Origin of the sequence: Yersinia similis, assembly GCF_001053095.1 — a bacterium.
Lineage (GTDB): Bacteria > Pseudomonadota > Gammaproteobacteria > Enterobacterales > Enterobacteriaceae > Yersinia > Yersinia similis.
Genome location: NZ_CGBP01000019.1, coordinates 12,844 through 34,825, shown reverse-complemented (window position 1 = coordinate 34,825; position 21,982 = coordinate 12,844). Strand labels below are relative to the sequence as shown.

Genomic DNA, 21,982 nt, shown 5'->3' with positions numbered 1-21,982 from the left:
CAGGTAAACTGCCTGTCAGGCAGTCATTATTATTGACCCTCGCGTTCCCTAGTTGGAGGAAGAAACATGCGACATCCATTAGTTATGGGTAACTGGAAGCTGAACGGTAGTACTCATATGGTTAACGAGCTTATCGCTGGCCTGCGTAAAGAATTGAGCACCGTTGATGGCTGTGGCGTTGCCATTGCCCCACCGGCAATCTATCTAAATCAGGCAAAACATGAGCTTGCTGGTAGCCGTATTGCTCTGGGTGCTCAAAACGTCGATGTGAACCTCTCTGGCGCATTTACCGGTGAAACATCTGCTGAAATGCTGAAAGATATCGGTGCGCAATACATTATTATCGGTCACTCTGAGCGCCGTACTTATCACAACGAAAGTGATGAATTTATCGCGAAGAAATTTGGCGTACTGAAAGAGATCGGTTTGATCCCAGTATTGTGTATCGGTGAGTCCGAAGCAGAAAATGAAGCGGGTCAAACTGAAGCAGTATGCGCCAAACAACTGGACGCAGTGCTGAATACCCTAGGCGTTAAAGCGTTCGAAGGTGCGGTTATCGCTTATGAGCCAATCTGGGCTATCGGTACCGGTAAATCAGCAACTCCAGCGCAGGCTCAGGCCGTTCACAAATTTATCCGTGACCATATCGCCAAGCAAGACGCCACGGTTGCAGCACAAGTGATCATTCAGTACGGCGGTTCTGTTAACGATAAAAACGCAGCAGAATTGTTCACTCAGCCAGATATTGATGGCGCACTGGTTGGCGGTGCATCACTGAAAGCAGACGCTTTCGCAGTTATCGTGAAAGCAGCCGCTAAAGCTAAAAAAGCGTAATCCACGCTTTAAGCTAATTCTGGGTACAACACAAAAACCGGCGTAAATAAAAGCGCCGGTTTTTCTATATACCCTAGATAATTCCGGTAATCCCAGTATTTGCTGCAACCACTTGCTTGACCAATCCAACCTCAGGCAACCGGGATGATGTTCGCAGGCATGGGCACAGAATTAGCGGCAACGGTCAGAACGCTAATTTAGCGTTTACTTATCTCATCAAACACCCCGCCGGTGGCGAAATGTATCTTCTGAGCTTGAGTCCAACCACCAAAAATCTCATCAATAGTAAACAGTTTCAGTTGCGGGAATTCATTGGCAAATTTAGCAGCAACTGCAGGGTCACGTGGACGATAGTAATTTTTAGCTGCAATAGTCTGGCCTTCCGGTGAATACAGGTACTTTAGATAAGCATCGGCAACATCACGGGTACTGCGTTTATCGACCACTTTATCAACCACAGATACCGTCGGTTCCGCCAAAATAGACACACTTGGCGTCACAATATCAAATTGACCATTACCCACTTCATTCACTGCCAACAACGCTTCGTTTTCCCAGGCAATCAACACATCACCAATTCCACGTTCAACAAAGGTATTGGTCGCACCGCGAGCGCCGGAGTCCAATACTTCCACATTCTTATACAGAGCATTCACGAACTCCCGCGCCTTGGCCTGATCGTTATTATTATGCTCTAGTGCGTACCCCCAGGCCGCCAAATAGTTCCAACGCGCACCACCGGAGGTTTTAGGATTGGGGGTGATAACAGACGTGCCTGGTTTTACTAAATCAGACCAGTCATGGATCTGCTTCGGATTACCTTTACGCACCAGAAAAACGATCGTTGAAGTATAAGGTGCCGAGTTATCTGGCAGGCGCTTAATCCAGTTTTTATCAATTCGACCTCGCTCAGCAATAGCATCGATATCATAAGCCAGTGCTAATGTCACAACATCAGCTTCAATACCATTAATCACCGAGGTCGCCTGCTTGCCAGAGCCGCCATGGGATTGACGTACTGTCACCTTGTCCCCGGTTTGCTGTTGCCAATACTTACTGAATGCCTGGTTATATTCCTGATAAAATTCTCGCGTCGGATCATAAGACACATTCAATAATTGAATATCTTTTGCCATGGCACCTGATGCCAGCAATAGTAATGACAGACCTACACCCCATTTACGCATCGACCCACCCCTCAAAAATTATTGTAATCAACCTAATTGGTTGGCTTGATACAGAGCGTGCCAGAAACTTTCCATCCTATTAAAGAATAAAAAATTTTTGATTATATCAATACGAAATATATGAGGACTAAAAGTAAAAAGCCCTCGCAATGTAAACTGCCCAACTTTTTGGGATCAGTTCAATTTCGAGGGCTTGATGAACGGTCGAGTTGCCGTTTTAGAACAGTTTCTTCGCCGTATCGTACCAATCTTCTTTAAATTTACTTTTCTTATTCTCTGGTGCGATACACACAGAGATTAATTCATGCACCATCTTCTCATTCTGTACACCGACGCAGAAACCACCTTTTTTGTAATCGTGGTCCTGTAACAGCAGATCGACAGCATAGGCCCCCATACGGGAAGCAAGAATACGGTCATAAGCCACCGGAGCACCACCACGTTGGATATGGCCTAACACGGTGCCACGAGTTTCACGGCCCGTCTCTTTCTCAATGTACTTAGCCAATGAATCGATATCATCCAGCTTTTCAGTAATAGCAACAATCGCGTGCTTTTTACCTTTCGCGATGCCTGCTTTGATCTCAGCAACCAGATCATCACGTTTAAATTCAACTTCAGGGATCGCGATAAACTCACAACCACCGGCAATCGCGGCTGCCAACGTTAAATCACCGCAATAGCGGCCCATCACTTCCACGATAGAGATACGTTGGTGGGAAGAAGAGGTATCACGTAAGCGGTCAATAGCTTCAACCACCGTTTCCAGTGCAGTGAAAAAGCCGATGGTGTAGTCAGTACCCGCCACATCGTTATCGATAGTGCCCGGTAAACCAACACAGTGAATACCCCCTTCTTTCGTCAGCAGGTCTGCACCAGCATAAGAACCGTCACCACCGATAACAACCAAGCCATCAATACCACGCTCATGCATATTCTTGAGGGCAACTTTACGCACTTCTGGATCACGGAATTCTGGGAAACGAGCAGATCCGAGGAAAGTACCTCCACGGTTAATCATATCTGACACGCTATAGCGATCCAGCTTCTTCATGCGATTTTCATATAAGCCAAGATAGCCATCTTCAATACCGAAAACTTCTAACCCTGCTGACAAAGCGGCACGAACAACCCCACGAATAGCAGCATTCATACCGGGTGCATCACCACCACTTGTTAGGACACCAATTTTCTTAACCATGACTACCTCTGAACTTGTAAATGCGATTTTGTAGAATTCTTTATCTACCGATTATCTTTGCACGGAGAGACCGTACAGAAAATCAGCTTTATGGGATTAATATCGGATATTATAGCAAAAACGCCAAGCTGAATTGATTCAAGTCATGCCATTTGGCGGTATTTTTTCACTGCCCTACCATAAACGTCACCACAATATATCGGCTATTGATGAAGCAATTATAACTCCCAGTGTGCATGACGCTCTTTAGGTACAACAGAACATGGGTCTTGATGAATAAGCACATCTGCCCCTGGGAAACGGTACAGTAAAGCGCGTTCAACTTGTTCAGCTAACACATGCGCTTCCATCAACGGCATCATATCGTCCATCTCTAGGTGTAGCTGAATAAAACGTGTTGGCCCTGACCGGCGGGTACGTAAGTCATGCGCCCCGATCACACCCGGCCATGACGTCACAATATCGATAATCTGCCGCCGCTCATCATCAGGCAGCGCACGGTCCAGCAAGGACTGCACCGCTTCATAGCCCATACGTAACGCGCTATAAAGAATATAAACACCGATACCCAACGCAAACAGTGCATCCGCCCGACGAAAACCATACCAACTCAATGCCAACGCAATAAGAATAGCACCATTCATCAAGACGTCAGATTGATAGTGCAACATATCGGCACGAATCGCCTGACTATGTGTTTTTCGTACTACCCAACGCTGAAATGTGACTAATATCAGTGTACTGAACAATGCGACTAACGTTACCCCGATACCTATACCAGGATCTTGCAATGGCTCCGGTGAGGCCAAATGCCGAAAACCGGTCAGGAAAAGAAATAAAGCGGAGCCGGAAATAAACATACTTTGGGCCAGCGCCGCCAATGACTCCGCCTTACCATGACCAAAAGTATGTTCTTCATCAGCAGGTTGCAGAGAGTAACGTACAACAAATAAGTTTGTCAGAGAGGCAGCCAGATCCACCAAAGAGTCAACTAACGCAGCCAACAAACTCACCGATCCTGTATGCCACCAGGCAAAAATTTTAATGATCAGTAAGATTGATGCTAATACGGTAGCACTGAGCGCGGCGGCTTTAACCCAACGCGCGTATTGTGGATCCATAACTCATCCCAAATTATATTTAAGGGCTATCAGTATAACGGAAATGGAATAAAAAAAGTCCTCCATCATGGATGGGCGAGACTGCTGACAAACCCCGATGACTCGATCTGAAACGGTGAGGATAGGTAGGGGAGTAAAGCGTCCGCGCCAGGGATAATAAAATGAATACTCCAACTTTTACGGCACCAAAGTGCCTAAATGTGAGTGTCAAAACTCAGAAGTAAGAGCTACTACAATTTTGTTCTAATTCGAATTATTCTCCTAACCAGTTGTCGACAATGAGTCCAGGCACACGATCAAATTCTTTGCGGTTATTCGTCACTAATATTAATCCAGTGCTTCTGGCATGACCTGCGATATGTAAATCATTAACACCAATGGGTGTCCCTTTTTGCTCCAGACTTGCACGTATAGAACCATAGTGAATTGCAGCTTTATCGTCATAATTCAGTACAGTAAGGCGTGAAATAAAGTCCTCTACAACATTCAAATTGCGTTCAGGTGCCGTACTTTTCTCTACACCATGCAACAACTCAGCAAGTGTGATGGAAGAAATAACCATTCTGCCAGTATTAGCGTTAAACCGGCCTAACACTTCTATAGGCCGGCATTTAATGACATATATAACGATATTCGTATCGAGCATGTACTTATGCATTAAAATAACTCACGCTCTGATTGATGCTGTTCTGCACGTTCTGTCAGAAAATCGTCTGAAACACGCGGACTACTGAAGAAAAAACTATCCCAAGAGTTTTCAACGGGTGACAAAATACGCTCATTCCCTACAGCTCTGACAGTCACTGATTTAACATTCTCCGGAAAGCGCATATCCACCGGTAAACGTACATTTTGAGTACGATTGTTTGTAAAAATGGTGCCCTGTGACATGTTGAGCCTCCTCTATATTAATTATGATTAAATTATACACAACGCCCAGCTATAGAGCAATGCTATATGGCATGTTTGTAAGCAAAAAAATGTAATTTAAGAGGGCGTATTGATATATAAATTGTGAGATTTTTATTGATTCACTTTAGCTATTTAAGTCTCTCTAAGAAAGACACTAGCGCTCCGTTAAGTCATGCTAGTTTAGTTTTTCACCCAGTTGTCTAACAGAATTGTACAATGAGCGATATTTTCAAACGATAGAGAGTCGTCATTTGTAGCTCCAGAGACACAATAATTCAGTTTATGGCGATAACTAAGGACTGGAGCCGCAGAAAGAAACACCACATCACATCATTGCATTGCATTGCATTGCATTGCATTGCATTGCAGCAAATTTTAGGTCATGCCAGCATACAACAGGCCATGGCTTATGCTCACTTGGTACCTGATTATCTGCAACATGCAATAACGTTAAATCTGTTGGGGGGAGGAGTAGCAATTTGACTACACGTTGACTACGCTGATAATCCTTCCCCCCTTGTAGCCGCTTCTGGCGGCTACAAGGGGGGAAGGATTTAAAAGAATTTTCTAATTTACTGATAAAAAAAGCCCTCCATCATGGAGGGCGAAAGACAGGGATGGTGTCTATGGCAAGGAAAACAGGGTGTTACTAGTACTACTTACTTCTGGGCAGAAGAAGGTTGTGCTGCTGGTGTTTGCTGCAATTTCTCAATACGTTCCTGATGCTTTTTGTTCAATGCTTCCTTTTGCTCTGGTGTGAGCAAGTTATACATTTGGTTACGAACTTTGGCCATTTCGACATGGCGCTCAATCTGGTTCTGAGACATTTTCTCAGCCTGAGCTCTTACAGCAGCTTCGTCGAATTTATCGGCAGTAATCAATTTGTGCATTGCCTCGCGATCTTCAAGATCAAGGCGCGGCTGACTTTGGTGAGACTGACGCATCAAATCACGCATTTGCTGACGCTGCTGTTCAGTGAGGTTGATGCCATCAAACATGTTATGGTGACCGCGGTCGCCTTTCTTGTTCATCATCTTACCGTCACCGTGGTAATCCTCAGTGGCCTTAGTATTGTCGGCAGCAAAGGCGGCTGAAGAACCAAGAACGAACATTGACGCCATAACTAATGTTATAACTTTACGCATCGTTAACTCCCAGAGTTCAATATGCTATGTGATTCAATGGGAGGCATTCTATCGGCCTACCTGCAAACAAGCGTCAGTGGATGTAAAACTGGGGTCAGGGCATGTAAAGCTGAGTAAAGTCATGGAATACCGGCAGTTGATAACGTATTTTGCGTCAGAGAGGAGAAATAACCATGCATAAAATCCTATTAGTTGATGATGACCGTGAACTGACGTCTCTGTTGAAAGAATTACTGGAAATGGAGGGTTTCAATGTTGTGGTTGCCTATGATGGCGAACAAGCATTAAGCCAGCTGGATAGCTCTATCGATTTGTTATTGCTTGATATTATGATGCCGCGTAAAAACGGTATCGAAACCTTGAAAGAATTACGCCAACACCATCAGACCCCGGTGATTATGCTGACTGCCCGTGGTAGTGAGTTGGATCGGGTGCTTGGCTTGGAATTGGGGGCCGATGATTATCTGGCAAAACCGTTTAATGACCGTGAGCTGGTTGCTCGTATCCGCGCTATTTTACGCCGCTCCAATTGGAGTGAACAGCAACAAAATGCCGAGCAAGGCGCACCTACACTGGAAGTTGATTACCTGCAATTGAATCCGGGTCGTCAGGAAGCCAGCTTTGAAGGCCAACCACTGGAACTAACCGGTACTGAGTTCACCCTACTCTATCTGTTGGCTCAACACCTTGGTCAAGTGGTGTCGCGGGAGCACCTTAGCCAAGAGGTTCTGGGGAAACGATTGACCCCCTTTGACCGCGCTATTGATATGCACATCTCGAACTTACGCCGTAAGTTACCGGACCGCAAAGATGGGCTACCGTGGTTTAAAACATTGCGTGGCCGCGGCTACTTGATGGTATCAGAAACATGATAAACAGTTTAACGACGCGAATTTTTGCCATTTTCTGGTTTACCTTAGCGTTGGTACTCATGCTGGTACTCATGGTGCCAAAGCTTGATTCGCGTCAACTGACTATTTTACTCGACAGCGAACAGCGTCAAGGAACGATGCTGGAGCAACATATTGAAGCTGAACTGGCCAGCGATCCTGCCAATGACCTCATGTGGTGGCGTAGGCTATACCGCGCCATTGAAAAATGGGCGCCGCCTGGGCAACATTTGGTTTTGGTAACCTCAGAAGGCCGTGTCATTGGCGCGCAGCGCCAAGAAATGCAAATTGTGCGTAATTTTATCGGTCAGTCGGATAACGCCGATCAGCCGAAAAAGAAAAAATATGGCCGGGTAGAAATGGTCGGCCCCTTTTCCATCAGGGACGGTGAAGATAACTATCAGCTTTATCTAATACGCCCCGCCAATAGCCCTCAATCTGATTTTATTAATCTGATGTTTGACCGCCCGCTGCTGCTCTTGATTGCGACCATGTTGATCAGTGCACCGCTGCTGCTTTGGTTGGCATGGAGTCTGGCGAAACCCGCCCGCAAGCTGAAAAATGCGGCTGATGATGTGGCCCGAGGCAACCTGAAACAGCATCCTGAACTGGAATCCGGTCCACAGGAATTTTTAGCCACAGGTGCCAGTTTCAACCAGATGATCAGTGCGTTAGACAGAATGGTCGTCGCACAGCAACGGCTGATTTCAGATATTTCCCATGAGTTGCGCACACCACTGACCCGGCTGCAACTGGCCACCGCGTTAATGCGCCGCCGTCATGGTGAAGGGAAAGAGTTAGAGCGTATCGAAATGGAAGCACAGCGCTTAGATAGCATGATTAATGACCTGCTGGTGTTATCACGTAGCCAGCATAAAAATGAATTACACCGCGAACCCATTAAGGCCGATGAGCTTTGGTCCGATGTGCTGGAGAATGCACAGTTCGAAGCTGACCAGATGGGTAAAACGCTGGCAGTAACGGCACCACCGGGGCCATGGACCTTATTTTGCAATCCTGCGGCCCTTGACAGTGCGCTGGAAAATATCGTGCGTAATGCACTGCGTTACTCCCATCATCACATTGAGGTGGCATTCAGCTCAGATAATCAGGGCGTCACTATCATTGTTGATGATGATGGTCCAGGCGTTAGCCCAGAAGACCGTGAGCAGATATTCCGGCCATTTTATCGTACTGATGAAGCCCGAGATCGGGCGTCGGGAGGAACTGGATTGGGCCTGGCAATTGTTGAAACCGCGGTGAGTCAGCATCGAGGGTGGGTAAAGGCCGAAGATAGCCCATTAGGTGGCTTACGTCTGACAGTTTGGCTACCACTGCATCCGCTTAAATCTTAATCTGTCATCTATCTGCCCGATCTCGTTTATCTGCCTGATCAATGTGGATCGGGTAGATAAACGATAATCAATGGTCATCCGCCTCTTTTTCCTCTCTTTCCAGCAAAAGCCTCTTGCGCTCTACGCCCCAACGGTAACCCGATAACGCCCCATCCTGACGAATGACTCGATGACAGGGGATAGCAACTGCCAATATGTTGGCAGCACAAGCGCCTGCGACAGCACGTACCGCAGTAGGTGAACCGATTCTGCTCGCGATATCTGCATAACTGGCGGTTTCACCTATCGGTATCTCCCGCAAAGCCTGCCATACCCGCTGCTGGAATGCAGTGCCACGGATATCCAACGGTAGGTCCAATCCAAGTTTGGGTGCCTCAACGAACCCCACAACCTGCGCCACCCATTGCTCAAACTCGGTATCACCGCCGACTAAATTTGCCTGTGGAAATTTATCCTGTAACTGCTGCACTAACCGCGCTGGATCATCACCCAGCAAAATAGCACAGACGCCCAACTCACTTTTCGCCACTAAAATCGCGCCCAGAGAACTCTCCCCAACGGCAAAATGCAGCCTGACATCACAACCCCCTTTGCGGTAACGGGTTGGTGTCATACCCAGCAATTGCCGTGATTGCGCATAGAATCGGCTACTTGAGTTATAACCGGCCTCAAAGATAGCGTCAGTGACCGAGCCACGGCCGCCATGAGGCAGTTGTGCTCGAATACGCTCACTGCGGGTCGCGCTGGCATATCCTTTGGGAGTCAGACCAGTGATAGCTTTAAACAGCCGGTGAAAATGAAAAGCACTGAGGCCCAGTTGTGTTGCTAATTCATTCAGCTTAGGGGGTGTTTCGGCCTGTTCAATCAATCGACATGCCTGACTGATTTTTTCTACATGTTGTTGCGCCCGCGATAATTGAGTTGGCTGACAACGCTTACAAGGCCGATAACCCACTTGCTCTGCTGCCGTATTATTGATAAAAAATTCAATGTGTTCTGCTTTGGCTCGACGGGATGGGCAAGAGGGGCGGCAATATATACCCGTCGTTTTTACCGCGTACACAAACTGGCCATCGGCGGTTTTATCCCGGTTGATAATCGCGGCCCAGCGAGGGTCTTTTACGTTATTCATGAATACCCCACTGATGTCATGATAAATACCCCATTACTATTGGCTGTGGCAACCAGCATATAAAAGATGCAACTGTTCATACACTCCGCTTCTTGCTTTTAAATTTTTGTTTTACACCACCGTTATGGGCAACCGCTGCACTGAACGGGTGTTTCTGGTATCCTGCGCCCCTCATTATTGGGGGACATATGCTTAACATTGTTTTATTTGAACCCGAAATTCCGCCAAATACCGGCAATATTATCCGGTTATGTGCGAATACCGGCTGTCAGCTTCATCTGATTAAACCTTTGGGTTTCACTTGGGACGATAAACGCTTACGCCGTGCGGGCCTCGATTACCATGAGTTTGCCGACATCAAACATCATCATGATTATCAAGCCTTCCTGGACAGTGAAAAACTCGATGGCACACAACCGGCCCGCTTATTTGCGCTGACGACTAAGGGGACTCCTGCTCATAGTGCAGTGAATTATCAGGCGAATGATTACCTGTTATTTGGCCCAGAAACCCGCGGCTTACCGGCTTATATTCTGGACGCGTTACCCGCTCAGCAGAAAATTAGAATCCCCATGCAAGCCGATAGCCGGAGCATGAATCTGTCAAATGCCGTTTCAGTCGTAGTGTATGAGGCCTGGCGTCAATTGGGCTATCCAGGTGCATTACTGAAAGAGTGATTTTTCTTACGCAGAGAGAAAGTGTCAGCCGTAGCTGGAGTTGCTAATCAGCCCCATATTAGGGGCATCTCCAGTGCAATTGGCGTTACAGCAAAACAGGAAGGATATACGGTTAAATACCATCGCCGTATTCAAAGCCCTGAATGATGCCATTAAAATGCTGATCCATATCCAAAGAGGGTTTATCACTCTCTGGTTTACCGACAATACGGGCAGGCACACCCGCCGCCGTCGTGTGAGCAGGTACCGATTGTAGTACAACTGAACCGGCACCAATCTTCGCGCCACGGCCCACCTCAATATTGCCGAGAATTTTCGCTCCTGCGCCAATCATGACACCTTCACGGATCTTTGGATGGCGGTCGCCACTGGTTTTGCCCGTCCCCCCAAGCGTGACAGATTGCAGAATAGACACGTCATTCTCAACCACAGCCGTTTCACCGATAACGATACCGGTAGCGTGGTCCAGCATGATGCCACAACCAATGGTTGCCGCAGGGTGGATATCCACACCAAACGCGACAGAGACTTGATTTTGCAGATAAATCGCCAGCGCTTTACGATCCTGTGCCCACAACCAATGGCCGATACGATAAGCCTGCAAAGCGTGAAAACCTTTGAGATACAGTAGCGGTGTGGAGTATTTATCAACGGCCGGGTCGCGTAACCGTACGGCCAGAATATCGCGGGCAGCGGAAACAATCATATGTGCATCCGAACGATAAGCATCTTCAACCACTTCGCGGATGGCTATCGCTGGCATGATAGGATTAGCTAACTTATTAGCGAGAATATAACTCAGCGCACTGCCCAAATTTTCATGCTTCAATAATGTTGCATGAAAAAAGCTAGCCAGCATCGGTTCACATTCAGCCAGTGCCCTTGCTTCTGATTTAATGTTGCTCCAGACCTGTTCTAACTCTTCTGACGACATCATGTACCCCTGCCCATAAACAAGTCACTCCGGGGAACGACCGAAGTGTCTATGCCCTTATTCCTTCAAGCTGTAGCACTGTTACGATTAATTATAGTTACTCTTGATTTGGTTATAATTAACGTTAGCGGCTCCCGCTCACCCGAATCACTGACTTAGATCAGTTCATCGGGTTCGGCTCGTTTGCTGCCTTGCTGCAACTCCAATGACGTTGGGCACGTAGCAATTATTTTATTTCAGCCAGCTAACCTACTCTTCTAATCTATCAAATGCCGATTTTTTCATCTTTTTTGGTCCGCCCCAACAACGTCAGAGCCGCCTCACGAGCATTTTTATGACAATACAACACCTGATAAATTTGTTCAGTTATTGGCATTTCGACGCCATGACGCTGTGCTAATGCCAGAACTTCCTTGGTATTACGGTAACCTTCAACCACCTGACCAATGTTGTCCTGCGCCTCCTGCACCCCCAACCCCTGACCCAGCATAATGCCAAATCGGCGGTTACGGGATTGGTTATCTGTGCAGGTTAGCACCAAATCGCCTAATCCTGCCATGCCCATAAAAGTGGAAGGATCAGCACCTAACGCAGTACCTAAGCGCGTCATCTCCGCTAACCCGCGGGTTATTAGAGCAGTACGGGCATTCGCACCAAAACCAATGCCATCAGACATACCGGCACCGATAGCAATCACGTTCTTCACTGCGCCACCAAGCTGTACCCCGATAAAATCAGGATTACTGTAAACTCGGAAGCTTTTTCCACAGTGCAATAACTGTTGCAGATCTTCGCTAAATTGCATATCGATCGATGCCAACGCAATCGCCGTAGGCAAGCCCGCGGCCAATTCTTTGGCAAACGTTGGACCAGAAATCACGGCAAGCGGAATGGCCTCGCCCAAGACTTCGCGGGCCACATCCTGTAGCAGACGGCCGGTTTCAGCTTCCAACCCTTTGGTTGCCCAGACGATACGTGCATCTTTACGCAGAAGAGGCTTCAACTGATGTAAAACAGCACCAAAGACATGGCTAGGCACGACGACCAACACATCGCGGCTGGCAGCTAACGCACATGCTAAGTCAGTTTCCAATCGCAATGTATCTGGGAAAGAAGCATCAGGCAGGAAAGCATGGTTACAGCGGTCTTGTTGCAACTGTTGAATATGTTTAGGGTCATGGCCCCATAACACGACTTGATGGCCATTACGCGCCAGTGTGATAGCTAATGCGGTGCCGTAAGATCCGGCACCGATAACAGCCATTGAAGCATGGTTGGTGTTCATCAGGCATCCTGACGTTGTTCAACACCTTCAACTTCACCTTCAGCCTGCTGTTGCAGATAATTCATGAACAGAGCATCAAAGTTAACAGGTGCCAAATTCAGCTGTGGGAAAGTACCGCGGGAGACCAAGCTGGTGATACATTCGCGAGCATACGGGAACAAAATATTCGGACAATATGCCCCTAAACAATGCGCCAGTTGAGTGCCTTCGATGCCTGCAACGGAGAAGATGCCACCCTGCTGAACTTCACATAGGAAGGCCGTTTCTTCACCCAAAGAAGCTGTTACAGTCACACGCAGTACCACTTCATATACATCTTCTGCCAGTTGGCTGGAAGCCGTATCTAGATCAAGTTTAACTTCTGGCTGCCAATCCTGCTGGAAAACCTGCGGAGCATTAGGTGCTTCGAAGGAGATGTCTTTGGTGTAGATACGTTGGATCTGAAAAGCCATCTCGGTGTTGTTTTGTTCTGACATGTGTATAAATACCCTTAGTTAGACGTCCTTATTAAACAGCTCTTCCGTCGTGGACTTTTCCCACCATTGATGTCATGGGGCCCACTGACGAGTTAAAGCAGTGGATCTAGCCCACCGCGCGCATCCAGGGCATGTAAATCATCACAGCCACCGATATGCTGCCCATCAATAAATATCTGAGGCACCGTCGTCCGCCCGCTACGAGCAATCATCTCTTCACGTTTGACCAGGTCATTATCTATTGCGATTTCATGGAAAGCAGCACCTTTGGCGTTCAGCAGTGCTTTAGCACGATGACAGAACGGGCATGTTGCTTTGGTATACATCTCAATCTTCGCCATGGATACACCTCAGTTAAATTTACAATCTATTGATATAGCGAATTTTTATAACAAACATTTATACAACTGAATACCGATATACTGAATATCGATATAGCAGACGCACAAGCTTTTATGTTTATTTACCACGCGCCAGTGGTAAGTTCTCACCACTCCAGCCGGAAATACCCTCTTTCAAGGTGAATACCCGCTCAAAACCGGCTTTACTCAGTATATCTGCCGAGGCACGGGACGTTGTTCCCATCGCACAAACCACAATAATAGGCTGTGTTTTGTGCTTTTCCAACTCGCCCAAATTACCATTTTTAATGTCACTCGGGATCAGGTTAATTGAGCTGGCGATATGGCCCTTGCGATAATCTTCACGTGTGCGGATATCAACCACAACCGCATCTTCTTTATTAATCAGGCGCGTCGCTTCACCACGGGTGACCTCTTTAACTTTAGAGAAAGAACTTTTGAAGCTGGTGAAAATTACAGCACCGAACAACAACACCCAAGCCAGACTCAAAACTAGATTCTGGCTAATGAATTGCATAATTTCTTGCAACATGGGGGTAAAAACTCCCGTTAGTTAGGGGATAATATTCAAGGTCACAGAGTATACCTGCGCGTTGCGGCAAATACAGCCAATAAGCAAACGCTATTGCAGAAACTGCGAACAATCTCGGGAAGTTTTGTTGGTTAAATGATGACAATTGCACAAAACCCCACATCAATGTTGATCTCTCTGGGCTATTTTTAACCCGTTTTGTAGTAAATTACCGCCTCGGTACACATCCCTAAAGTCATTGGTATCCCAGCAATGTTGTCATGCCAAGTACAAAGGGGATACCGAGTGTACATAGCCGCGCATATCATTCTCCTTCCTTTACAGGGTGATGTTCGCTGCTATTTAACACTTGGACTTATAAGAAAGAGGTTATGCAATGTCGAGCACTAAAAAACCACTGGTTCTGACGATTCTTGATGGTTACGGTCACCGTGAAGAACAGCAGGATAATGCTATTTTGAATGCCAAAACCCCGGTAATAGACGTGTTATGGCAGCAACAGCCTCACACGTTGATCGCCGCTTCTGGTCTGGATGTAGGCCTGCCTGATGGGCAAATGGGTAACTCTGAAGTCGGTCACGTCAATCTGGGCGCTGGGCGCATTGTTTATCAGGATCTGACCCGCCTCGACAAAGAGATCGAAGACGGTGACTTCTTCACGAATCCAACCCTGACTGCTGCAGTTGATAAAGCCGTTAAAGCAGGTAAAGCTGTTCATATTATGGGGTTATTATCTGCCGGTGGCGTACACAGTCATGAAGACCACATTATGGCAATGGTTGAGTTGGCCGCTAAACGCGGTGCAGCTGCCATTTATCTGCACGCCTTCCTCGATGGACGTGATACCCCACCACGCAGTGCCGAGTCATCACTGGAACGATTCACAGCCAAGTTTGCTGAACTGGGTCATGGCCGTATCGCGTCGATTATTGGCCGTTACTATGCCATGGACCGTGATAACCGTTGGGATCGCGTGCAACTGGCATACGATTTACTGACCCAAGCGAAAGGCGAATTTACTGCAGATAACGCGGTTGCGGGCCTGCAAGCGGCCTATGCCCGTGGTGAAAATGATGAATTTGTTAAACCAACCGTGATTCAAGCAACTGGCGAAACCGATGCTGCCATGAACGATGGTGATGCATTAATCTTTATGAATTTCCGTGCTGACCGCGCCCGCCAAATTACGCGCACCTTTGTTAATGCTGACTTTGATGGTTTCAAGCGAGATAAAGTGGTTAACTTCGGCGATTTCATCATGCTAACCGAATATGCTGCGGATATTAAAGTCGCCTGTGCTTATCCATCCGCATCACTAACAAATACATTCGGTGAATGGTTGATGAAGCATGACAAAACCCAGTTACGCATTTCCGAAACTGAAAAATATGCTCACGTTACCTTCTTCTATAACGGCGGCGTTGAAGAACCATTTAAAGGCGAAGACCGTATTCTGATCAACTCACCGAAAGTAGCCACCTATGACCTGCAACCCGAGATGAGTTCAGCAGAACTGACGGAAAAACTGGTCAGCGCCATCGGTAGCGGTAAATATGATGTGATCATTTGTAACTATCCGAATGGCGACATGGTCGGCCATACCGGTGATTACGATGCGGCAGTGAAAGCGGTTGAAACACTGGATAAATGCATCGAACAAGTGGTTGCAGCAGTGAAAGCAGCCGATGGTCAATTGTTGATCACCGCTGACCACGGCAACGCCGAGCAAATGCGTGACCCGGAAACTGGCCAGGCGCACACCGCCCATACCAGCCTGCCTGTACCCCTGATTTACGTAGGTAACAAAGCCGTTAAAGCTGTTGAAGGTGGTAAGCTTTCTGATATCGCACCAACCATGTTGTCACTGATGGAAATGGAAATCCCACAAGAGATGACTGGTAAGCCGCTGTTCATCGTGGAATAATCCTTCGCTATGAAGGATAGAGAGTTATTGGCAAAATCAATAACTACGAAAGATGCCGTCTCTGACAGTAGAGAGTCTCCCTCTCTGCTGTCAGATAAGTTGGGCCGTCTGCCGTGGTCAACACTCTATGCCAGCGCTTTTTGTGCTGGCGTACTGTTATTGCCATTTTCTGGTCTGGCTGCCGAAACACCTGTCGCGGCCAAAGCATCAGATAATAAAAACCAACTCAAAACCCTTCAGCAGGATATCGCTGAAAAAGAAAAAAGTGTTCAGCAGCAAAAACAGCAACGCAATTCATTGTTGGATCAACTAAAACAGCAAGAAAATACAATTGCTCAGACCAGCCGCAGCCTGCACGAGACCCAGGCTACCCTGGCTGAACTGAGTAAAGATGTTTCCAGTCTCACTACCTCGATTGAAAAACTGCAAAATCAGCAGTCGCAACAGCAAAATATTCTTTCTAAACAACTTGCAGCGGCGTTTAAACAAGGTCAGCACAGTAGCTTACAACTTATTTTAAGTGGCGAAGAGAGTCAGCGCAGTGAGCGTATTCTGGCTTATTTCAGTTACCTGAATGAAGCCAGGCAAAAAGCCATTGAAGAGTTGAAGCAGACACGTACCACGCTGTCCGCGGAGAAAAAAACACTGGAGCAAAAACAGAATCAACACAAGGCATTGCTGGATGAACAAAAAGCGCAGCAACAGAAGCTGGAACAAGCGCGTATTGCCCGCCAAAAAACCCTGACATCGCTGGAAGCTTCGCTGGAGAAAGATCAGCAGAGTCTGGCGGAGTTAAAATTGAACGAAAGCCGTTTACGCGACCAAATCGCCAAAGCGGAACGGGAAGCCAAAGCTCGGGCGGAACGGGAGGCCAAAGAAGCGGCCCGTGTGCGTGAAAAGATAAAAGTAAAAGAGCAGCAAGCGAAGAAGACCGGTACCAGTTATAAACCTAGTGAAAGTGAGCGCTCATTGATGGCGCGCACCGGTGGCTTGGGCCGTCCTGGTGGTCAGGCCCTATGGCCCGTTCGTGGTAACGTGTCCCACCGTTTCGGCGACCCCTTACAAGGCGAACTACGCTGGAAAGGGATGGTTATCACCGCACCAGAAGGCAGCGAAGTAAAAGCCATCGCAGATGGCCGTGTTTTACTGGCTGACTGGTTACAAGGTTATGGCTTGGTGGTGGTTATTGAGCATGGGAAAGGGGATATGAGTTTGTATGGCTACAACCAAAGTGCCTTAGTCAATGTTGGCGCTCAGGTTAAAGCGGGCCAGCCTATCGCACTCGTTGGTACCAGCGGTGGGCAGGGCGAGCCATCGCTCTATTTCGAAATCCGCCGTCAGGGACAAGCCGTTAACCCACAACCCTGGTTAGGAAGATAGGGAACAACGTTAGGGAACACGTATTGCGCTACGTCAACACACGCCAATTTATCATCGTAAGCACTCTATTCATCGCCAGCGCAGCACAGGCCGGCAAACTCTCTATTGTTATTGACGATTTTGGTTATCGCCCCCAAAACGAAAATAAGATTTTACAGATGCCCCTGCCCATTTCAGTGGCTATTCTGCCTAATGCTCCTTATGCCAGAGAGATGGCAACCAAAGCCCATAATCAGGGGCGTGAAATCCTGATCCATTTGCCGATGGCCCCGCAGAGTAAACAGCCACTGGAGCGTGATACCTTGCAGCCTTCAATGAGCAGCGAGGAAATTCAGCGCATCATCCGCCAGGCAGTGAATAACGTCCCTTATGCGAAAGGCATGAATAACCATATGGGCAGTGCGATGACCTCAAGTTTACCGGGTATGCAGAAAGTGATGCAGGCGTTGGAAAGTTACCAGTTCTATTTCCTCGACAGTGTGACTATTAGTAATAGCCAGGCGAGTAAAGCCGCCGAAGGCACCGGTGTCAAAGTGATCAAGCGAAAAATTTTTTTAGATGACTCACAAAATGAAGCGGCGATCCGTCAACAATTTAACCGGGCGGTAGAATTGGCACGCCGTAATGGCTCAGCGATTGCTATCGGGCACCCCCACCCAGCGACCATTAAAGTATTGCAACAAATGTTGCCTCAGTTACCTGCCGATATCGTCTTAGTCAGACCCAGTGCGCTGCTGAATGAATCGGTGCAAAATAACAGTGGCGTCGTCTCTTCGGGCAAAACAAAACCACGTGAGCCAGCGGAAGGTCAACGTCTGCAAGCCATCAAGCTATGTAAAGCGAAAGCCAGCTATGTGCCTGAGAAAGTCTACGCTGATAAGCTGTTTATCTTATTGGGCGAAAGCCTGATGCAAAACCCGGCGGTCATATTTATTCAGCAACATTGGCAACAATATTTTACGCCAGCGCAACCGGCAGCACCTGTTGATGAACCGAAAGCGATTAAAAATACGGAAAAAGTGCCACCCACTAAGGCAGCACAATAATCGGTAGCTCGCTTTATTTTAATCACTGATATAAATATCAAGTGGCGGGAAGGCGTACGGCGCACAAAAAACTTAATCATGACAAGGACTTGATGTCATATCTGGCAATTTTGCCACGCCAAGTCCACCTTTAACGCCAAGTCCGAAGGGTATAACTAATCCCAGCTTAATACCACTTTGCCCGATTTACCCGAACGCATGGCGTCAAACCCTTGCTGGAATTCATCAATAGGAAAACGGTGGGTAATAATTGGGGTTAGGTCCAAACCAGACTGAATCAGCGCGGCCATTTTGTACCAGGTTTCGAACATCTCACGGCCATAAATCCCCTTGATAAACAGCCCTTTAAAGATAACCTGATTCCAGTCTATCGACATATCGGACGGCGGTATTCCCAGCATCGCTATACGACCGCCATGATTCATTGAATTAAGTAATGAACGGAAAGCTGGGGGAGCACCTGACATCTCCAAGCCCACATCAAACCCTTCGGTCATGCCCAATTCCGTCATAACGTCATTCAGATTCTCTTTGCTGACGTTAACGGCACGGGTCACGCCCATTTTACGGGCCAGATCAAGGCGATATTCATTCACATCGGTGATGACAACATGGCGAGCGCCCACATGCTTACAGACTGCGGCGGCCATGATACCAATTGGGCCAGCGCCGGAGACCAACACATCTTCGCCGACTAAATCAAAAGATAACGCGGTATGAACCGCATTGCCGAAGGGGTCAAAAATAGCCGCAAGCTCATCAGAAATATTGTCTGGGATCTTGAACGCGTTAAAAGCAGGGATCACCAAATACTCGGCAAACGAACCAGGGCGATTCACGCCAACACCCACCGTATTACGACAAAGGTGGGTACGACCACCACGGCAGTTACGGCAGTGACCGCATGTAATATGGCCTTCACCAGACACCCGGTCACCAATATTAAAACCTTTAACTTCCTGCCCAATGGCCACAACTTCACCGACATATTCATGACCAACGACCATTGGAACGGGGATGGTTTTTTGTGACCATTCATCCCAGTTATAGATATGTACGTCAGTACCACAGATAGCCGTTTTGCGAATTTTGATCATGATATCGTTGTGACCCAGCTCTGGCTGTGGCACATCGGTCATCCAAATGCCTTCTTCTGCTTTCAGTTTAGAAAGTGCTTTCATGAAAATCCCTTACGCAATAACATTAAGTTGCTTACCAATACGCACAAATGCCTCGATAGCACGTTCAACTTGCTCAGTGGTATGGCCCGCAGACATCTGGGTACGAATACGGGCCTGCCCCTTCGGCACGACCGGAAAGAAGAAACCGGTGACATAAATGCCTTCTTTCAGCAAGGCATTGGCAAAATCCTGCGCCAGTTTAGCCTCACCCAACATGACAGGAATAATGGCATGATCAGCACCTGCCAAAGTGAAACCAGCAGCACTCATCTTCTCACGGAATAAGCGCGCATTAGCCCATAGACGATCACGCAATGCGCCTCCCTCTTCCAGCAGTAACAAGACTTCAATGGACGCGGCTACAATCGCTGGAGCCAGTGAGTTTGAAAATAGATAAGGCCGTGAACGCTGGCGCAGCCACTCAACCAACTCTTTGCGCCCGGCAGTATAACCGCCGGATGCACCGCCGAGTGCTTTGCCCAAGGTACCAGTGATAATATCAACGCGATCCATCACTTCGCAGTATTCATGAGTCCCCCGCCCATTCGCACCAATCACCCCCACAGCATGTGAATCATCGACCATAACCAGCGCCTGATATTCATCAGCAAGGTCACACACCCTTTTTAAGTTAGCAATCACACCATCCATGGAGAACACACCATCGGTGGCAATCATGATATGGCGGGCCCCTTCCGCTTTCGCTTGTTTTAGCTGCGCTTCCAGCTCTGTCATATCATTGTTGGCATAACGATAACGCTTGGCTTTACATAGCCGTACGCCATCAATGATTGAGGCATGATTCAACGCATCGGAAATAATGGCATCTTCAGGCCCTAACAGGGTTTCAAATAGCCCGCCGTTAGCATCAAAGCAAGAGGAGTACAGGATAGCGTCTTCCATCCCAAGGAAATTGGCGAGCTTATGCTCCAGCTCTTTATGTATGTCTTGGGTACCACAGATAAAACGGACTGAAGCCATGCCAAACCCATGGGTATCCATGCCGGCTTTAGCGGCTGCAATAAGTTTTGGATGGTTTGCCAGCCCCAGATAGTTATTAGCGCAAAAGTTAATCACCCAGCTGCCATCAGCAACAGCGATATTAGCTTGCTGTGCAGAAGTAATAATGCGTTCGTTTTTATACAACCCTTCAGCACGAGTCGTTTCGAGTTGTTGTTCTAATTGCTGATAAAAGGGGTGCTTGTTACAAGGTAGGGACATTTCGGTTATCTCCAAGATTGGCAATTGCACACAATATTTTACTGCTTGGTGGGCAAACTGACGAGAAACCTTATCTTATATTGTCAAAAATGTAGCATATATCACGGCAAACTATCCTAAAGTGGCTAGAAAACAGCGAGATTAGCCCCCTTCCCGCTGTGCGCTATCCTATGAAATGTTATGATAGTGCCAAATAGAGTGTGGGGTATTGTGCCCAACCAAGAAAATTAGCAAGGGTGAATACGATGATTATCGTCACAGGCGGCGCAGGTTTTATTGGCAGCAATATAGTTAAGTCTCTGAATAATATTGGCTACAAAGATATTCTGGTAGTTGATAACCTCAAAGACGGCACTAAATTCGTCAATCTGGTTGATCTGGATATCGCGGATTACATGGATAAAGAAGATTTTGTCGCCAGTATTGTTGCTGGTGATGACATGGGCGATATCGATGCTATTTTCCACGAAGGCGCTTGTTCTTCCACCACTGAGTGGGATGGCAAGTACATGATGGATAACAACTATCAGTATTCTAAAGATATCCTTCACTTCTGTCTGGACCGTGGTATTCCTTTCTTATATGCCTCTTCTGCCGCCACTTACGGTGGGCGCACTGACAACTTTATTGAAGACCGTCAGTACGAACAGCCACTTAACGTTTATGGCTATTCCAAATTCTTGTTTGATCAGTATGTGCGTGAAATTCTGCCACAAGCAGACTCACAGATTTGTGGATTCCGTTATTTTAATGTTTATGGTCCACGTGAAGGCCATAAGGGCAGCATGGCCAGTGTCGCTTTCCATCTAAATAACCAGATTAATGCGGGAGAAAGGCCTAAGTTATTCGCGGGCAGCGAAAACTTTAAACGTGATTTCATCTATGTGGGTGATGTTGCTGACGTTAATCTGTGGTTCTGGCAAAACGGCGTATCGGGTATTTTCAACTGCGGTACTGGCCGGGCGGAATCCTTCCAGGCTGTCGCTGATGCAGTGGTGGATTATCACCAAAGTGGGCCAGTAGAATACATCGAGTTTCCTGAAAAACTGAAAGGCCGCTATCAGGCATACACGCAAGCCGATCTCACTAAATTACGGGCTGCCGGTTATGGTAAGCCGTTTAAAACGGTCGCTGAAGGCGTCAAAGAATATCTGGTCTGGCTCAATCGCTCAGTCTAAATCACTTGC

At 47.4% G+C, this 21,982-nt stretch carries 22 protein-coding genes and 1 pseudogene; 9 read left to right on the top strand and 14 right to left on the bottom strand.

Annotated features, from left to right (window positions below; all coding sequences use genetic code 11):
• Positions 1-66 precede the first annotated feature (66 nt).
• On the top strand, positions 67-834 hold the full coding sequence (tpiA, locus tag AC971_RS14235; RefSeq protein ID WP_025382056.1) for a triose-phosphate isomerase: 768 nt from the start codon (positions 67-69) through the stop codon (positions 832-834).
• A gap of 197 nt (positions 835-1,031) precedes the next feature.
• Here tpiA and AC971_RS14230 read toward each other — a convergent pair whose 3' ends face one another.
• The 5 genes from AC971_RS14230 to vapB form a co-directional block, all read right to left on the bottom strand.
• Complete coding sequence (locus AC971_RS14230; protein ID WP_025382055.1) at positions 1,032-2,021, bottom strand: sulfate ABC transporter substrate-binding protein; 990 nt, start codon at positions 2,019-2,021, stop codon at positions 1,032-1,034.
• 217 nt (positions 2,022-2,238) lie between these two features.
• Positions 2,239-3,222, bottom strand: a complete 984-nt coding sequence (gene pfkA / locus AC971_RS14225; RefSeq protein WP_025382054.1) for a 6-phosphofructokinase — start codon at positions 3,220-3,222, stop codon at positions 2,239-2,241.
• 218 nt (positions 3,223-3,440) lie between these two features.
• On the bottom strand, positions 3,441-4,343 hold the full coding sequence (gene fieF, locus AC971_RS14220; RefSeq protein WP_025382053.1) for a CDF family cation-efflux transporter FieF: 903 nt from the start codon (positions 4,341-4,343) through the stop codon (positions 3,441-3,443).
• Between the two features lie 253 nt (positions 4,344-4,596).
• The gene (gene vapC / locus AC971_RS14215; RefSeq protein ID WP_025382052.1) at positions 4,597-5,001 is read right to left on the bottom strand and encodes a type II toxin-antitoxin system tRNA(fMet)-specific endonuclease VapC; all 405 of its coding nucleotides are present in this window, start codon (positions 4,999-5,001) and stop codon (positions 4,597-4,599) included.
• Positions 5,001-5,234 carry a type II toxin-antitoxin system VapB family antitoxin gene (gene vapB, locus AC971_RS14210; protein ID WP_005170066.1) on the bottom strand — a complete coding sequence of 78 codons (234 nt, stop codon included), beginning with the start codon at positions 5,232-5,234 and terminating at the stop codon, positions 5,001-5,003. The genes vapC and vapB overlap by 1 nt, the downstream gene beginning before the upstream one ends.
• Positions 5,235-5,612: 378 nt before the next feature.
• On the opposite strand from vapB, the pseudogene AC971_RS23915 reads away from it, so the two are divergent.
• Positions 5,613-5,738 (top strand): annotated as a pseudogene (locus AC971_RS23915) (site-specific integrase); the annotation flags it as partial.
• 176 nt (positions 5,739-5,914) lie between these two features.
• Here the strand turns inward: AC971_RS23915 and cpxP are convergent.
• A complete protein-coding gene (gene cpxP / locus AC971_RS14205) occupies positions 5,915-6,400 on the bottom strand; it encodes a cell-envelope stress modulator CpxP (protein ID WP_025382051.1) in 486 nt (161 codons plus the stop codon).
• 173 nt (positions 6,401-6,573) lie between these two features.
• Between cpxP and cpxR the strand changes: the two genes are divergently transcribed.
• Both cpxR and cpxA read left to right on the top strand, forming a co-directional pair.
• Complete coding sequence (gene cpxR, locus AC971_RS14200; protein ID WP_025382050.1) at positions 6,574-7,272, top strand: envelope stress response regulator transcription factor CpxR; 699 nt, start codon at positions 6,574-6,576, stop codon at positions 7,270-7,272.
• A complete protein-coding gene (cpxA, locus tag AC971_RS14195; protein ID WP_025382049.1) occupies positions 7,269-8,645 on the top strand; it encodes an envelope stress sensor histidine kinase CpxA in 1,377 nt (458 codons plus the stop codon). The genes cpxR and cpxA overlap by 4 nt, the downstream gene beginning before the upstream one ends.
• A gap of 67 nt (positions 8,646-8,712) precedes the next feature.
• On the opposite strand, the gene ada is transcribed toward cpxA, so the two are convergent.
• A complete protein-coding gene (gene ada, locus AC971_RS14190; RefSeq protein ID WP_025382048.1) occupies positions 8,713-9,777 on the bottom strand; it encodes a bifunctional DNA-binding transcriptional regulator/O6-methylguanine-DNA methyltransferase Ada in 1,065 nt (354 codons plus the stop codon).
• 188 nt (positions 9,778-9,965) lie between these two features.
• Here ada and trmL point away from each other — a divergent pair, with 188 nt between their 5' ends.
• Positions 9,966-10,454, top strand: coding sequence for a tRNA (uridine(34)/cytosine(34)/5-carboxymethylaminomethyluridine(34)-2'-O)-methyltransferase TrmL (trmL, locus tag AC971_RS14185; RefSeq protein WP_025382047.1), 489 nt, complete (start codon positions 9,966-9,968; stop codon positions 10,452-10,454).
• A gap of 112 nt (positions 10,455-10,566) precedes the next feature.
• On the opposite strand, the gene cysE is transcribed toward trmL, so the two are convergent.
• The 5 genes from cysE to AC971_RS14160 form a co-directional block, all read right to left on the bottom strand.
• The gene (gene cysE, locus AC971_RS14180; RefSeq protein WP_025382046.1) at positions 10,567-11,388 is read right to left on the bottom strand and encodes a serine O-acetyltransferase; all 822 of its coding nucleotides are present in this window, start codon (positions 11,386-11,388) and stop codon (positions 10,567-10,569) included.
• Between the two features lie 265 nt (positions 11,389-11,653).
• A complete protein-coding gene (gene gpsA, locus AC971_RS14175; protein WP_025382045.1) occupies positions 11,654-12,673 on the bottom strand; it encodes an NAD(P)H-dependent glycerol-3-phosphate dehydrogenase in 1,020 nt (339 codons plus the stop codon).
• Positions 12,673-13,149 carry a protein-export chaperone SecB gene (gene secB / locus AC971_RS14170; RefSeq protein ID WP_002208976.1) on the bottom strand — a complete coding sequence of 159 codons (477 nt, stop codon included), beginning with the start codon at positions 13,147-13,149 and terminating at the stop codon, positions 12,673-12,675. Before secB ends, gpsA begins: the two co-directional genes overlap by 1 nt.
• A gap of 92 nt (positions 13,150-13,241) precedes the next feature.
• A complete protein-coding gene (gene grxC / locus AC971_RS14165) occupies positions 13,242-13,490 on the bottom strand; it encodes a glutaredoxin 3 (RefSeq protein ID WP_025382044.1) in 249 nt (82 codons plus the stop codon).
• 118 nt (positions 13,491-13,608) lie between these two features.
• A complete protein-coding gene (locus AC971_RS14160; protein ID WP_025382043.1) occupies positions 13,609-14,043 on the bottom strand; it encodes a rhodanese-like domain-containing protein in 435 nt (144 codons plus the stop codon).
• Between the two features lie 376 nt (positions 14,044-14,419).
• Here AC971_RS14160 and gpmM point away from each other — a divergent pair, with 376 nt between their 5' ends.
• Genes gpmM through AC971_RS14145 form a run of 3 tightly spaced genes read left to right on the top strand, consistent with a single transcriptional unit; the run spans position 14,420 to position 18,393 of the window.
• Positions 14,420-15,967 carry a 2,3-bisphosphoglycerate-independent phosphoglycerate mutase gene (gene gpmM, locus AC971_RS14155; RefSeq protein ID WP_025382042.1) on the top strand — a complete coding sequence of 516 codons (1,548 nt, stop codon included), beginning with the start codon at positions 14,420-14,422 and terminating at the stop codon, positions 15,965-15,967.
• Between the two features lie 9 nt (positions 15,968-15,976).
• Positions 15,977-17,347: a murein hydrolase activator EnvC gene (envC, locus tag AC971_RS14150; RefSeq protein WP_025382041.1), complete on the top strand. Its 1,371-nt coding sequence runs from the start codon at positions 15,977-15,979 to the stop codon at positions 17,345-17,347.
• A 23-nt stretch (positions 17,348-17,370) separates the two neighbouring features.
• Positions 17,371-18,393 carry a divergent polysaccharide deacetylase family protein gene (locus AC971_RS14145; protein ID WP_025382040.1) on the top strand — a complete coding sequence of 341 codons (1,023 nt, stop codon included), beginning with the start codon at positions 17,371-17,373 and terminating at the stop codon, positions 18,391-18,393.
• Positions 18,394-18,548: 155 nt separating this feature from the next.
• Here the strand turns inward: AC971_RS14145 and tdh are convergent, their stop codons facing one another.
• Together tdh and kbl are read right to left on the bottom strand one after the other, a co-directional pair.
• The gene (tdh, locus tag AC971_RS14140; RefSeq protein ID WP_011191451.1) at positions 18,549-19,574 is read right to left on the bottom strand and encodes an L-threonine 3-dehydrogenase; all 1,026 of its coding nucleotides are present in this window, start codon (positions 19,572-19,574) and stop codon (positions 18,549-18,551) included.
• A gap of 9 nt (positions 19,575-19,583) precedes the next feature.
• Positions 19,584-20,795 carry a glycine C-acetyltransferase gene (gene kbl, locus AC971_RS14135; protein ID WP_025382039.1) on the bottom strand — a complete coding sequence of 404 codons (1,212 nt, stop codon included), beginning with the start codon at positions 20,793-20,795 and terminating at the stop codon, positions 19,584-19,586.
• A 245-nt stretch (positions 20,796-21,040) separates the two neighbouring features.
• On the opposite strand from kbl, the gene rfaD reads away from it, so the two are divergent.
• Positions 21,041-21,973 (top strand): ADP-glyceromanno-heptose 6-epimerase, encoded by a 933-nt coding sequence (rfaD, locus tag AC971_RS14130; protein WP_025382038.1) that lies wholly within the window; start codon positions 21,041-21,043, stop codon positions 21,971-21,973.
• Positions 21,974-21,982 lie beyond the last annotated feature (9 nt).

Coding starts and splice junctions, on each gene's coding strand:
- tpiA (WP_025382056.1), top strand. CDS start 67: ATGCGACATCCATTAGTTATGGGTAACTGGAAGCTGAACGGTAGTACT.
- AC971_RS14230 (WP_025382055.1), bottom strand. CDS start 2,021: ATGCGTAAATGGGGTGTAGGTCTGTCATTACTATTGCTGGCATCAGGT.
- pfkA (WP_025382054.1), bottom strand. CDS start 3,222: ATGGTTAAGAAAATTGGTGTCCTAACAAGTGGTGGTGATGCACCCGGT.
- fieF (WP_025382053.1), bottom strand. CDS start 4,343: ATGGATCCACAATACGCGCGTTGGGTTAAAGCCGCCGCGCTCAGTGCT.
- vapC (WP_025382052.1), bottom strand. CDS start 5,001: ATGCATAAGTACATGCTCGATACGAATATCGTTATATATGTCATTAAA.
- vapB (WP_005170066.1), bottom strand. CDS start 5,234: ATGTCACAGGGCACCATTTTTACAAACAATCGTACTCAAAATGTACGT.
- cpxP (WP_025382051.1), bottom strand. CDS start 6,400: ATGCGTAAAGTTATAACATTAGTTATGGCGTCAATGTTCGTTCTTGGT.
- cpxR (WP_025382050.1), top strand. CDS start 6,574: ATGCATAAAATCCTATTAGTTGATGATGACCGTGAACTGACGTCTCTG.
- cpxA (WP_025382049.1), top strand. CDS start 7,269: ATGATAAACAGTTTAACGACGCGAATTTTTGCCATTTTCTGGTTTACC.
- ada (WP_025382048.1), bottom strand. CDS start 9,777: ATGAATAACGTAAAAGACCCTCGCTGGGCCGCGATTATCAACCGGGAT.
- trmL (WP_025382047.1), top strand. CDS start 9,966: ATGCTTAACATTGTTTTATTTGAACCCGAAATTCCGCCAAATACCGGC.
- cysE (WP_025382046.1), bottom strand. CDS start 11,388: ATGTCGTCAGAAGAGTTAGAACAGGTCTGGAGCAACATTAAATCAGAA.
- gpsA (WP_025382045.1), bottom strand. CDS start 12,673: ATGAACACCAACCATGCTTCAATGGCTGTTATCGGTGCCGGATCTTAC.
- secB (WP_002208976.1), bottom strand. CDS start 13,149: ATGTCAGAACAAAACAACACCGAGATGGCTTTTCAGATCCAACGTATC.
- grxC (WP_025382044.1), bottom strand. CDS start 13,490: ATGGCGAAGATTGAGATGTATACCAAAGCAACATGCCCGTTCTGTCAT.
- AC971_RS14160 (WP_025382043.1), bottom strand. CDS start 14,043: ATGTTGCAAGAAATTATGCAATTCATTAGCCAGAATCTAGTTTTGAGT.
- gpmM (WP_025382042.1), top strand. CDS start 14,420: ATGTCGAGCACTAAAAAACCACTGGTTCTGACGATTCTTGATGGTTAC.
- envC (WP_025382041.1), top strand. CDS start 15,977: ATGAAGGATAGAGAGTTATTGGCAAAATCAATAACTACGAAAGATGCC.
- tdh (WP_011191451.1), bottom strand. CDS start 19,574: ATGAAAGCACTTTCTAAACTGAAAGCAGAAGAAGGCATTTGGATGACC.
- kbl (WP_025382039.1), bottom strand. CDS start 20,795: ATGTCCCTACCTTGTAACAAGCACCCCTTTTATCAGCAATTAGAACAA.
- rfaD (WP_025382038.1), top strand. CDS start 21,041: ATGATTATCGTCACAGGCGGCGCAGGTTTTATTGGCAGCAATATAGTT.